This window comes from Bartonella sp. CL70QHWL, assembly GCF_042194855.1.
Taxonomy (GTDB): Bacteria; Pseudomonadota; Alphaproteobacteria; order Rhizobiales; family Rhizobiaceae; genus Bartonella.
On sequence record NZ_JBHINJ010000004.1, the window covers coordinates 27,329 to 39,722 of the forward strand.

At 40.7% G+C, this 12,394-nt stretch carries 12 protein-coding genes; 8 read left to right on the forward strand and 4 right to left on the reverse strand.

The window, feature by feature from the left end:
• The first annotated feature begins 24 nt into the window (after positions 1–24).
• The 7 genes from ACFIJZ_RS02905 (at position 25) to ACFIJZ_RS02935 (ending at position 8,627) form a co-directional block, all read left to right on the forward strand.
• Entirely contained in the window at positions 25–3,222 is a 3,198-nt protein-coding gene (locus tag ACFIJZ_RS02905) for a DEAD/DEAH box helicase family protein (protein WP_375630996.1), read from the forward strand.
• 314 nt (positions 3,223–3,536) lie between these two features.
• Positions 3,537–4,787: an MFS transporter gene (locus ACFIJZ_RS02910; protein WP_375630997.1), complete on the forward strand. Its 1,251-nt coding sequence runs from the start codon at positions 3,537–3,539 to the stop codon at positions 4,785–4,787.
• A gap of 931 nt (positions 4,788–5,718) precedes the next feature.
• Positions 5,719–7,071: an MATE family efflux transporter gene (locus tag ACFIJZ_RS02915; RefSeq protein ID WP_375630998.1), complete on the forward strand. Its 1,353-nt coding sequence runs from the start codon at positions 5,719–5,721 to the stop codon at positions 7,069–7,071.
• A 307-nt stretch (positions 7,072–7,378) separates the two neighbouring features.
• Entirely contained in the window at positions 7,379–7,567 is a 189-nt protein-coding gene (locus ACFIJZ_RS02920; RefSeq protein WP_375612108.1) for an NADPH-dependent FMN reductase, read from the forward strand.
• A 40-nt stretch (positions 7,568–7,607) separates the two neighbouring features.
• A complete protein-coding gene (locus tag ACFIJZ_RS02925) occupies positions 7,608–7,781 on the forward strand; it encodes a hypothetical protein (protein WP_273790372.1) in 174 nt (57 codons plus the stop codon).
• A 454-nt stretch (positions 7,782–8,235) separates the two neighbouring features.
• Positions 8,236–8,382, forward strand: a complete 147-nt coding sequence (locus ACFIJZ_RS02930) for a hypothetical protein (protein WP_375631047.1) — start codon at positions 8,236–8,238, stop codon at positions 8,380–8,382.
• Between the two features lie 65 nt (positions 8,383–8,447).
• The gene (locus ACFIJZ_RS02935; RefSeq protein WP_375630999.1) at positions 8,448–8,627 is read left to right on the forward strand and encodes a hypothetical protein; all 180 of its coding nucleotides are present in this window, start codon (positions 8,448–8,450) and stop codon (positions 8,625–8,627) included.
• 17 nt (positions 8,628–8,644) lie between these two features.
• On the opposite strand, the gene ACFIJZ_RS02940 is transcribed toward ACFIJZ_RS02935, so the two are convergent.
• Both ACFIJZ_RS02940 and ACFIJZ_RS02945 read right to left on the reverse strand, forming a co-directional pair.
• Positions 8,645–8,770, reverse strand: a complete 126-nt coding sequence (locus ACFIJZ_RS02940; RefSeq protein ID WP_375631000.1) for a hypothetical protein — start codon at positions 8,768–8,770, stop codon at positions 8,645–8,647.
• A 782-nt stretch (positions 8,771–9,552) separates the two neighbouring features.
• Positions 9,553–9,714 (reverse strand): hypothetical protein, encoded by a 162-nt coding sequence (locus ACFIJZ_RS02945; protein ID WP_375631001.1) that lies wholly within the window; start codon positions 9,712–9,714, stop codon positions 9,553–9,555.
• A 58-nt stretch (positions 9,715–9,772) separates the two neighbouring features.
• On the opposite strand from ACFIJZ_RS02945, the gene ACFIJZ_RS02950 reads away from it, so the two are divergent.
• On the forward strand, positions 9,773–9,943 hold the full coding sequence (locus tag ACFIJZ_RS02950) for a hypothetical protein (RefSeq protein WP_375631002.1): 171 nt from the start codon (positions 9,773–9,775) through the stop codon (positions 9,941–9,943).
• Here ACFIJZ_RS02950 and ACFIJZ_RS02955 read toward each other — a convergent pair.
• Positions 9,911–10,774 carry an MFS transporter gene (locus ACFIJZ_RS02955; protein WP_375631003.1) on the reverse strand — a complete coding sequence of 288 codons (864 nt, stop codon included), beginning with the start codon at positions 10,772–10,774 and terminating at the stop codon, positions 9,911–9,913. The genes ACFIJZ_RS02950 and ACFIJZ_RS02955 overlap by 33 nt on opposite strands.
• A gap of 198 nt (positions 10,775–10,972) precedes the next feature.
• Positions 10,973–11,599, reverse strand: coding sequence for a hypothetical protein (locus ACFIJZ_RS02960; RefSeq protein WP_375631004.1), 627 nt, complete (start codon positions 11,597–11,599; stop codon positions 10,973–10,975).
• Positions 11,600–12,394: the final 795 nt, after the last annotated feature.

A 12,394-nucleotide genomic window follows, 5' to 3' on the forward strand; every position in this document is an offset into this window, starting at 1 on the left:
TAGAGAGACGATTGGGGCGGCGATATGAAACTTAAATTTAAACAACAAGAATTTCAAAATGATGCGGTTAAAAGCGTCATTGATTTATTTAAAGGCCAACCACGACGGAATTCTTCTATTTTCTTGCATTCAGAACAAGGACAATTAGCGTTAAATGAATTTGGTTATGGTAATCAATTATTGATCAGTGATGAAAGCATATTAGCAAATTTACAAGAGGTGCAACAGAACAATAAACTCTTGGCGAGTAAGACGCTAGAGCAAAAGCAGTTTTCTATTGAGATGGAAACGGGAACAGGCAAAACTTATGTCTATAGCAAGACGATTTTTGAGTTAAATCAACGCTATGGCTTTACCAAATTTATTATCGTCGTACCAAGTGTTGCTATTCGCGAAGGGGTGTATAAATCACTTCAGGTAACAAGGGAGCATTTTCAAGCAGAGTTTGATAATCTGCCCTATCGTTATTTTATTTATAATTCAAAAGATCTTTCGCAAATTCGCCAATTTGCAAGCTCTACCAATATTGAAATTATGATTATCAATATTGATGCATTTAAAAAAGCAGAAAATATTATCAACCTTCCGCAAGATAGACTGAATGGCGAAAGTGCTATGCGCTATATCCAAGATACAAATCCGATTGTGATCATAGATGAACCGCAATCGGTGGATAATACAGCAAAAGCGAAGGAGGCTATTGCGAGCCTTAATCCGCTTTGTGTTTTCCGCTATAGTGCCACGCATAAAGATGAGATTAATCTTTTATATCGTTTAACACCTGTTGATGCTTATAAAAAAGGACTGGTAAAGCAAATTTGTGTTTCTTCTAATCAGATAGAGCAAAATTTTAACCGTCCCTATATTGCCTTGAAATCCGTATCTCACAAACATGGCTTTAAGGCGCGCTTAGAGTTGGATATTGCGGGAAAGAATGGCACTGTGAGCCGCAAAACAGTTACAGTGAGACAAGGCGATGATCTGTATCGCGTTACGGGCGGGCGTGAGCTTTATAGGGGTTATATTGTTTCGGGTATCAATTGCATGGCGGGGGATGAAGCTGTTGAGTTTTCTGATACTGAAATTGTCAAATTTGGCCACGCCCTTGGTGATGTGAATACAATAGAGCTTAAACGCGCGCAAATTTATCGCACTATAGAAACACATTTAGATAAAGAATTGCGGCTTGCGCCTTTAGGGATTAAAGTTTTATCACTTTTTTTTATTGATGAGGTGGCTAAATATCGTAGCTCTGATGAAGAGCCAGCACTTTATGAGCGTATGTTTGAAGAATGTTATGAAGAGCTGTTGGCGAAAAAGAAATATGCCTCCTTGCGAACTAAGTTTGCACAAAATGTTCGAAACGTGCACGGCGGTTATTTCTCGCAAGACAAAAAAGGCGTCTATAAGGATACAAAGGGCGACAGCCAAGCTGATGATGACACTTATAACACGATTATGCGTGATAAGGAGTGGTTATTATCTTTTGCATGCCCCTTGCGTTTTATCTTTTCGCATTCGGCCTTGAGAGAAGGCTGGGATAATCCGAATGTGTTTCAAGTGTGTATGTTGATTGAGCAAAAATCGAATTTTACCGTACGGCAAAAGATTGGTCGCGGTTTGCGCTTGTGCGTAAACCAACACGGTGAACAGGTAGAAGATAAAGATATAAATGTGCTGCATGTCATGGTGAATGAAAGCTTTGCTGAGTTTGTGAGTACATTGCAAAAAGAATTAGAGGCGGATATTGGTTATAAACTTGGTACATTGCAGATGGAGCATTTGGTTGGCCGTATTTATGAAGATGTAAAATATGTGGCCGCTAAAGTGGAAGTATCGCAAGCACAAAAAATTGTTAAAATACTTGTTGCAAAAGATTTTATTGATGAGGCAGGTGTCGTTAAAGTAGATCAAGATTTAGTAGCGAGCGAATTTGATGCTATAGGGGCGGAGGAAATGCCACGCGAATTGCGTCAAGAAATTGTGAAAAAAACTGATGCGGGCGCGCTTATTAATGTTGAGACGCTGCAAGATCTGATTTATATGACAACTGTGACAGAAACAAAAATTCTGTCTTCGCAAGAGGCTGCTGATATATTGGTTGAGTTGCGTGAAAAAGCCTTGCTTACATCAGCAGGAAAAATCACAGATACATTAAAAGCGCAATGGGCGACTGGGACGTTAGATTTAAGTGAACGTTTTAGTAAAGGGCAGAAGCAGGCTGTGCTGCAGGCGCTAGAAGCGAGTCAAGCCATGCCGATTATTCGTAATGCTACGCGCGAGGTGCGGGTTAAGCTTAAAAAGCAAACAGTGGCTTCACCAGAGTTTTTGGCCTTGTGGGAAAAGATCAATAAAAAGACCACTTATCGTGCAAAGCTTGATCGCACAGAGTTTGTTGCCAAAGCAGTGGATGCAGTGGAAAAAATGGCGCCAGTTGCGCCCGCGCATTTGGTTTATCAGACAGCAGAGATAGAACTGGATAGTGCTGGTGTGACCTATGAAGAGCAGTTATTAAAGCAGAGTGCGCTTGATTATAGTTTTTGTGCACTGCCGAACATTGTACATTATTTGACCTTAAAGCTGAAATTAACCACAAAGACAATTATTGGTATTTTGACCAAGAGTGGCCGTGAGCATGAGTTTGTAAAAAATCCACAAGCTTTTTTAGAGCGCATAGAAGAAATACTCAATAAAACCCATGTTAATCTTACAATTGATGGCATTAAATATTTAAAGCTGGTCGGGCAAGAATATAGTGTGCAAGAGCTTTTTACCAGTGAAGAGCTTGTGGCAAATTTAGAGCGTACAGCTGTTGTGAGTGAGAAGAGTGTGTATGATCATGTGGTTTATGAAAGCAGTGTGGAGAAAGAGTTTGCACAAAGTCTTGAAAATGATCCTGAAGTCAGATTGTTTTTTAAACTACCAAGAAGTTTTAAAATAGCCACTCCCATTGGTTCTTATACGCCTGATTGGGCAGTTTTTTTAGAGCGAGATGGCGAACAAAAGCTTTACTTTGTGCTGGAGACAAAAGGGGCAAATAGCGAGTTTGATTTGCGACTTAAAGAAATACTGAAGATTAAATGCGGCAAAGCGCATTTTGCTGCACTGCAAACGAGCGTTGCGTTTAACGACCAGCCGGTGATAAATTGGCGTGAATATAAGCGTACTTTGCCCGAAGGGGCGCATGAGTTTCCAAGTGCTGCGGTGGTTGTTACAGAATGATTGGAGCATGAAATACTTAAGGGGGAGGGGAGAAAAGCTTTTTATATCAAAATAATAAATTGATAAAAGGTAGTTATAATGTACACTTCATGTTGAATTTAATTGTTTTCATTTAATACAGGAGGTAAAGTTATGAAAACTAAAGATATGTATAAACCCCTGAAAAAAAATTAAACGGGTTGATGTTGCTGCGCTCAAAGCCCGAGCAAGTGAGCAGAAAATGGCTGCTTGAGGCGCTTCTATGAATTGAAGTTTTAAAATATATAAAGCTGGCGGCAAAAAAGCTGCCAGCTTTATAGCTTTTGGATATATTAATGACGATAGATTATGAAGTTAAAAAGTTGCTCTATGGCTGTGGGGCAATGAGCGGGGTTCGGTTGATTACAGGTTCCTTCCATGCTTTTTTTTTCTTGTCTATGGGCGTTAGTATAGCACAGTTAGCCTTATTGCAAATTGTGTTTAGCGCGGCTATTTGTATTTTTGAAGTGCCTTGTGGGATTTTAGGAGATAAAATTGGCGTTAAAAAAAATGTTATCTTATCATGTTTCTTTTTTTCGCTCTTCTTCTTTTTATGTATTTACGCGCCTAATCTTTCTGTCTTAATTCCGGCAGAAATTATTTATGCTTTAGGCTTTGCTTTATGTTCTGGCGCTGATAGCACATGGATTAAAGGCTTAATCGACGGCGGTGGATACAAGGGTAGTTTGATCTACCACCAAGTAAATGCCTATAAACGGGAACTAACGGCATTCATGAATATGGTTGCTGGTGCGCTAGGTGTTCTTATTGTTTTGTGTATGGATAATTATCAGTCGGCATATTATTTTTGTTCTTTCGGGTTTCTCGTGCTTGTATTCTTGTTTAGTCGGGTGACGGGGATAGGTATTGCATCCGCTTCGGATAGTCAGTCAATAGACTCGGGTTCTTTGTTGCATGCAACAGAAGCTTTTACTTATTTAGTTACCTCAAAAATCGGATTATATTATATATTGATATGTGGTTTTATTGTTGCTGCATTGCAGCCAATATTTCATTTTTGGCAACCTTTTATTTTGGGACAGACAGGAGTATTAGACAATGCGACAGGAAAGACTAAAATTCTTATTCTTGGCCTGTGCTTTGTGTCTTATACTCTCGTAAAATACTTATTTAATCGCTTTGTAATTAAATATCTTATGCAAAAATATGCTCCTATGGCGATAACTTTGTGCTCACTCGTCCTAAGTGCTGTTGTTATGCTTGCTCTGCTTCTCGTTGCAAACAGTTGGGCTCCTATTATTTTATTCACCGTATTTCATAGTTTTTTTTCTGTTCCTATGACGCAGTTTGAAGCAGAGTTTTTTAAACATATTCAACAAAAGAATGCAAATACGGTTTTATCCATGGTTAGTTTTCTTGCGCGTATTTTGGGTATTTTAGCGCTTGTGCTGATTGGTTGGTTGGCAAATAATGTTTGTATAGAAGCAGCTTTTTGTTTTGCCTTGGTGTGTATATGTTTAATTATCCCGCTTAATTTGGCTTGGCTTTATACTGATAAAAAGTTAATAAAAAACGAAGAGGTCTGAGAGTGAAGATACAGTTGAATAGGGCCTTGCCTGTGACTTACATAAAGACACAGGAAAGAATAGTGTGTGGGTCATCTTATATGGATTGAGTCGAAATTAATAGCTGTCCATCGTTTTTAGTAGAGATGCTTATCGATTTGAATGCGCCAAATGATTGTGCGGCTATTAGCCAGAAATATCGCGAACGAGCATATCAAGAGGATATGATATTGATGTGTTGTTAAATGAATACTTCAGATTGGATTCGGAGGTGGACAAAATTATTATTTTTGGAGAGGGCAATCATTCATATGAAGTCTCTATAGTTTTGTGATGTGGACATGGTGCGTATAGTTATAGAATGCTCTCCTAGTGAGTGCTAGATGGTGCTTTTGCGTCCGTAAAATATTGTGCGTTGGTTGTTGAACTAAAGTTTCATAATTTTAGATCGTAGAGCGGTGGGGTATAGAGGTGCCTTATGTATCATAAACGCTCTTTTTTAATTGGTGTATAGGCACAATGGATTGTAAAAATGCTAATGCCTGTGTTTTTTGACAACTTGGTCGGCTTTGTTTTTTTACGTATGTAAGCAGCGAGTAAGCAAAGGTTAGCACAGGTGTATTACTTGCAGTACCAAAAAGTTTGATTAAAAATACTAAAAATGGATATACAAGACGAACAAACGGCTCGCTGAGGATCTTTTATCAATGACTGTAGTTGCTTGGGGGCATAATATTGTACAAAAAAACGCATGGCATAAAGTCCAAAAAACCAATAAAGGTGCATTGCGCTTCTTTTTTAAGAACTGGGCATCTCCTCTTACCTTAATGCGTTCTCATTATGCATCCTTTACACAAGACTTGCGATGGAAAGACTTTACGGAAAAAATCAATGTGTTTTGTTTAAAAGATCCGAGCTTAATATGCCCTTCAATATGGAAAGATATTTCACAATGTTTGTTGTGATGAAGCAATTGCTCTCTCTTGGCATGCCACTGGCTATAGGGTTTATCTCTCAGATGATGATTTCCTTCACAGATGCAGCGCTTGTAGCGCATTTAGGCGTGCAAGCCTTGAGTGGTACAATGTTAGCTCTGAGTATATTTAGTTTTGTTATGTTGTTTGGGCTAGGTATTATTACCGCGGTTGCACCAAAACTTGCGGAAAGTTTTCGTAGACAAGATAGATATGCATTAAAGGCATGGTTTGATCAAGGAATATGGCTTTCCCTTGTGATTGGAATGATGAGTGCAATCATTTTACTCAATACGAGGAATATTTTGTGTCTTCTCGGCCAAGATGAGACAATTGCCAATATAGCACAGGAATATAATAGTGGCGCTGCTATAGGAGTGGTGTTTTTTTATCTTTATGTGAATAGCCGAGGATTGCTGTCAGCAATTGGTAATCCAAAGCCCTTAACCTGGGTTATGCTTGCGGCTATCCTCGTAAATTTTCTTATCTCTTGGCTGCTTATTTTTGGTATAGGTTCTGCAAGCGGATTAGGTGTCTTTGGTGCAGGAATTGCGAGCAGTTTGATCCGTATTTTAATTGTTATTGCAGCAGCAATAATATTGTCCCGCAATTCTGCTTTTCATTCTTTTCGCTTTAATTATTTGAGACCAAAGTTAGAGATTTCACGAATAATAAAATTGCTGCGAGTAGGGCTACCCATTGGTATACGTATTCTTATTGCGGAGGGCTTTCCTTCGGTTATTGCATTCATGATTACGGCTTATGGGATCGAATCTTTGGCCGCACATACGATAGGGATGCGACTCGATATGCTTATTTCTGTGGTGGCTTTGGGGATTTCCAGCGCAGCCGCGACAATAGCAGCGTGGTATAGAGCAGATAGGAATAATATGGCTCTAAAACAGCTGCGTATGAGTGTCACAGTTTTTGCTGTAGCTTATGTCTTATTTTTATCAGTGGTTGTTTATCTCTCTTATGAATTTATCCTTACAACCATCTTTAATATTTCTGAAGACAGCGTTGTTGTTTTCTCTTGGAAGTTGCTTCCGTTCATCTTATTGTCTTTTGCTTTTGGCACTTTAGGAGCTATGCTCAATGGCATACTTGTGGGTTTGCTTGATACGTTTTGGTCAACAATTGTTGTAGCAATAAGTTACTGGGGGTTAGGCCTATTTGGGGGAGCGCTAATGGCAAATTTTTTTGAATATGGCTTTATTGGCTACTGGCTTGGCATGATTGGTGCAAGTTTAATCGTTTCTCTCTTTAATTATATGCGCGTGGGTCATTTAATAAAACGCAATCCTATGTTTGGGGTGGGGGAAGTATTATAAAAGCGCTTGTAAAGCACTAGCTGTGAAGGCTTAGCTACTCACCATCCATAGAGGCTGTTTTTACTTCTATGGAGATAACAATATAGGTTACAAAACTTGCTTAATATTGAAAAGAAGTGTCTTTGATTGTAGCCTCAATATTATTTGTTGAGTTTTTAAAATAATATGGGTTTATTAAAATCATTCGGCTACAATTTAAGAGTAAGTTCGGTAGATTGGAAGAGTTTAATACCTTAAAAAATGACGAGAAAAAACGTGCTTATATTCATACGCCGTTGAGGAGGCATTTAAAAAAGTTGTTGTTTTTATAAGTCATTACCATTGTGATGCTAAAACGCATGCATTTGTCAAAACAATCGCAGACGCTAACGATGTTATTCTTGCAAGCCCTGTTTATCACGGGTCTTATTCAGGGGGATTGAAGAATGCTCTTGATAATTTAGAGTATAATGCTTTTGGGATAAAGTTTTTAGTCATCTCTCTCATGACAATATAACCCAAAATGCGCACTGCCCTGTGTATATTTGGTACCAATTGTGCATACGCTTTATGGACAGGCGCTGCAATATCAAGTTGCTTCGGCTAAAGATGATTTTGCGTTTGAGAATGAAAACCGTACACGGAGACTTAGCAGCGTAAATGTACGGGCTTGCTGCGCACATCTTGCTGATAAAATGTACAATAAGGGTGGAGGATATGATCAAAAATGATAGGAAATACCGTTATTTAGTCATTGGTGGTGCAGGAATATTGGCTCCCTTCGCCGGTTATTAGGGCTGAACAACGTGATTATCGCAGCGCGTTTTCGTTCTCATCAATCCAAAATTGAGTTATTTCAGACAAGGGCTAAATGTATATTTTGGAGATTATTATAAGCCATAGGCACAATTTTTAAAAGGGGTACCCCTCTGGACAGGCTTGAAATATTGCATATTATGGGGGGGCATTCGCTTGCACATGCATTTTCATGTAGGTTGAGATTGAGCGGTTGGCCTTCTTACCGAAGCCTCTGCGTATTGTTCATGTTTTTGGTTCTAATGCAGAGGATAAAATAATCTCTGGATGTGCGCATCACAATAAGATTGATCCCATATCTGTAAAATTAGGTCGGAAAAGGCGATCATATGGCCGGCGGTGGTCAATGAGAAGAGTGTATATGATTATGTGGGGTTTATAAGAGTAATATTGAGAAAGAATTTGCGCAAAATTAATGATAATGCCTCCGAAGTAAAATTATTTTTTAAATTGCCAAGGAGCTTTAAAATCGTGGCGCTCATAGGCTCTTACACGCCGGATTGGGGGGTGTTTTAGAGTGAGATGGCGCGCAAAAGCTTTATTTTGTACTGGAAACAAAAGGAACGAATAGCGAGTTTGATTTGCGCCTTAAAGAAATGCTGAAGATTAAATGCGGCAAGGCGCATTTTACCGCCCTTGAGACTGGTGTGGTGTTTAACGAGGCACCGGTGATGAGTTGGCGCGATTCTAAGCGGGGGATGGTGGTAGAGAGAGTGGGCGGCACGAATGACGCTGTCTTTAATTGCGTACCGCCAAGCTAATTTTGTACTTTGCGAAATTAGCCAAGGCTTTTGGACGTACCGCGTTTACCGCGTAATAAAATCTTATGAATATCATGCAGAAGGCGCGCAGAAATGGGGGATTGCGTGTCTAGCTTCCCAATGCCGTAATTCAGTACAGCCACAAATGAGATAGCTCTTCAATATCATCAGTCGCACTGATACTTGTTCTTTATTTTCAAACAATAATAGGTCAGATGGTAACGATTATGTCCTTTCTATCTGAGAAAAGAGTAGCACCGCTTGCGTATATGCACGAGTAAAAGTCAATCAACATTGGTCTGAGGTAAAAACAGCCAATTATTTCTAATACACCTAAGGATTTCATAGCTTGCTCTAACGGTTTATATAAATCCGCCCTTTTAAAAGGTGGATTGGGTGGAAAATTTATTGGGATATAGGCTTTATGAATCTCTCGAACTAAGCTTCCTACTATGCAGGCCCTAAGGCGTGATTGCATATATGGTCGCATCTGTTGCTCGTTGTGTAGGCAGAGATCCTAAATTAGGAAAGGAGGGCTGGTCTTTTAATTACAAAGGAAGAATACGGCGCGTAAGTGCAACAAAATGTATTTTTAGGAGCGCTAAAGGGGTGAGGCATTTGATGTCCAGCGGGTGACGGATTAACTGGAGTATAAGTAGGCATTGCTAGGGCGGAGTTTTTAGTTAAGAATTGCGCTCTGTGCGCTATAAGCTCTCTGCATCCTTCATATAGGCGTTGAGATCATCGCCCAATGCAACGTAAAGGGGCTGTTTTGTCTTTAGCGCTTGTTTGGCTGCTTCTATAGTGCCCCGCTGGCTCTATCAGCCATTATGGTTATAATTTCCTCGTCCAAAGAACAGATCAATCGATTGCGTAATAGGGTATGTGTGCCTTTTTTGACCGTGTCTTTTTTAAAAAGCAGCTGTTACCTCGTGGCAGGATTGGGTGTGTTTATATGATCAGCCTGCCAAAGAAATGGAAGCGTTATCGCGATAGCCACCAATAGTAGTCCAGCGATAAAGGCGGCAGCAAACTGCAATGATATAAAAGAACCAAGGACGCCGACCAAAAAGCTTCCGACCGGCATTCCAGCATAGCCTATCACCCGAAAAGCAGAATTAGCTCGCCCGAGAAGTTGCTTTGGTGTGAGGCGCTGCCTGAAGGCGGTAACACCAATAAACCATAAGCTTGCTCCAACGCCAGCGATAAAGGTGACGCCCCATACGACGACAGCACTTTTTGAAAAGGCTGGAATCAGCAGCAAGACAACCGTTCCTAAACCGTCAGTGAGAACAGCTAGGCGCACCGGTGCATAACGTATACGCGGCGCAAATAGGGGCACCTGCCATTGTACCAAGCGCGTAGGCTGCAAACATTACGCCATATTGGCTGCTATGTAGGCCCAGATACCGACTGTCGGTAACGAAGAAGATGAACGAGGTTAGGAATGCTCCAAATACCACCGATAGAAAGAATGTGAGTAATGTAAGGGAGGTAAGATGCCGATTTGAAAAAATGAAACGAAAGCCGGCAATAATATAACGGAAAGTGATGTTTTCTTTATCAAGTGTTGGCGATGTCGGAACAGCACGGCGAGCGGTAAAAATCAATGTGATAAAAAGCACGATTAACAAGCCAAGAAATAGCAGTGTGCCATGCCCTAAAATGCTGCTTGTTATGACAGGGGCAAGAAAATAGGAGACCCCGAAATCTAAAAACAAGACAATTGAGTAGAAGGTCATCAATCGCTCTCCCTCCATGATAAGTGGTGGAATCGTCATTATATAAGCTTCGGCAGAAACGACGATGAATCCAGCAATGGTTGCATAGAAGAAAATTTGTTCGGCTGGAGCAATCTGTATCATGAGCAGTACGAACAGGACAATATGCAGTAGCATGAAGATGAGGAGAGCTGTGGTGGCAAGTTTTATTTTGTCGCAGCGATCAAGTAAAGCGCCTGCAAGGATGCCGAAAATTGGCCACGCTAATGAGAAGAGACCTTGCGCCCAACTTACTCCGACTACGCCATATCCAGATTGTCTTGCTAATAGCGGGATGGCAGTGCGCAAAGCACCGCTGAGTAAGGCGAGCAGACTAACGGTTAGGCAAAAATAGCGTATGTTCCTGTTGGCAAAAAGCGTGAACATTCTTTTCTCCTTAAGATGCCATACAGGTTTCCGCTGTTCCATCAAGTACGGCGGTTGTATTCAGCATGTTTGCGACATAGCCGTCCAAGATATTCCTATCTGCCTGAGGTAGAAGAAAATACATAAGATTGGAATACCATTACCAACCACGCTGAGTCAGCTGGAGATCGTTATCACTTTCTACGATGAGACCTGCACCTATGAGCTGTTGTAGGTTATTGTATACGAAAGAGGGAAGTGCGGTCCAGTCAATTCTTTCTTTTTTGGCATAGGCCGGTTATAAGGTAGCCGCATACACAAAGCCTTGGAGGCTTGTTGCTCCGCTGATACCCAATTGTAGTATACTTTGGATTTGTCTTTAAGTTGTATGTCGGTAATGTATCCGCTTCGACTGGGATTGGCTCGTGTGACGAGTGAGCCAAGAATCGACAGTGCTGACGCCCCGAAGCCAACCACATAATCGTCATGATAACCATACAAATATTTGTGATAGCGGAAATAATTAGCTGAACTCGTTTTAGCGAGCGTTAGAGGAGTGTTATTGGCAATTTTGATATAGGAATGCCCATTACACGGCGCATAGCAGCAGCTGCGCATAACGATATCGCTAAATAAGCGAAGCATCTGTCGATGCTGTAGGCTGGACGGTTTTAGCCCTTTTGGTGCGTAAGACTTATGCAGTTGCGACGTGATAGCCAGATTGTTGATTGCATAGAGGTTGATGGTTTCAGGATGAAGCTCGCTGGCTTGCTTCAAATCGTATAATCGTTCTTCGGCTTGCTGGCTGTGCATGCCATATAGTAGGTCGAAACCGACATGTCCCAATTATCTCTTGTGACCAAGCCATGGTATTGTTGATTTGTTCACGTGTTGAGGTGAGGTTAAACAATGATCGGAAACGCTCAATGAAACTCTGTATACCGAAGCTGATCCGGTTAACGCCGATCTCACGGGCAGCATAAAGTTTATCACGTGTGACGCTCTTCGGTTTGCTTTCCAGTGTAAATTCGGCTAAGGAAGAGAGCTCAAATTCGGCATGCAATACTTTTCCGATGTGTCGGATATTATCTGCGGACAAAAGCGACGGTGTGCCGCCCCCCTATATAGATGCTGCGGATGGGCCCTCTAAGCGAGCGAATGAAATTTCCTTTGGTTCTGATCTCTGTGGTAAGCGCTGACATATAAGATTCGATTTGCTTAACGTGCTTGTAGGCCCCTTTCTGAAAGGGACAGAAGGAACAGATGGTTTTGCAAAAGGGAATATGCAAATAAAGAGAAATGGTACGCGCTTGTGGAATCTGCTGACTTTGCGCTAGTTTATTAAAGTCTAGGTAATCGTAAAATTCATTTGAAATAGTGCGAAATAACGGATATGTGAAGTTGTAAATCGGCTTGAGTTGATCGAACTTCACAAAAGGATGATCCACGAGTTGCATAACTTACCTCCCCCAATTTCTTAATTCGCACTATATTATTGACGGGCGACTGGTGATCCAATCACCCGAGTGTATTACCAAAGATTTTCACGGAACATAATGAATCCTCCTTTTGTAGAAGTTATATGTATAATACATATAACTTCTTATATGAACAGGCGAGCTTGTTTAAGAGGCAATGTAA

What these genes read in the sequence shown, in the direction of transcription:
- ACFIJZ_RS02905 (WP_375630996.1), top strand. Translation starts at nt 25, where the DNA reads ATGAAACTTAAATTTAAACAACAAGAATTTCAAAATGATGCGGTTAAA.
- ACFIJZ_RS02910 (WP_375630997.1), top strand. Translation starts at nt 3,537, where the DNA reads ATGACGATAGATTATGAAGTTAAAAAGTTGCTCTATGGCTGTGGGGCA.
- ACFIJZ_RS02915 (WP_375630998.1), top strand. Translation starts at nt 5,719, where the DNA reads ATGTTTGTTGTGATGAAGCAATTGCTCTCTCTTGGCATGCCACTGGCT.
- ACFIJZ_RS02945 (WP_375631001.1), bottom strand. Translation starts at nt 9,714, where the DNA reads ATGCCGGTCGGAAGCTTTTTGGTCGGCGTCCTTGGTTCTTTTATATCA.
- ACFIJZ_RS02955 (WP_375631003.1), bottom strand. Translation starts at nt 10,774, where the DNA reads ATGTTCACGCTTTTTGCCAACAGGAACATACGCTATTTTTGCCTAACC.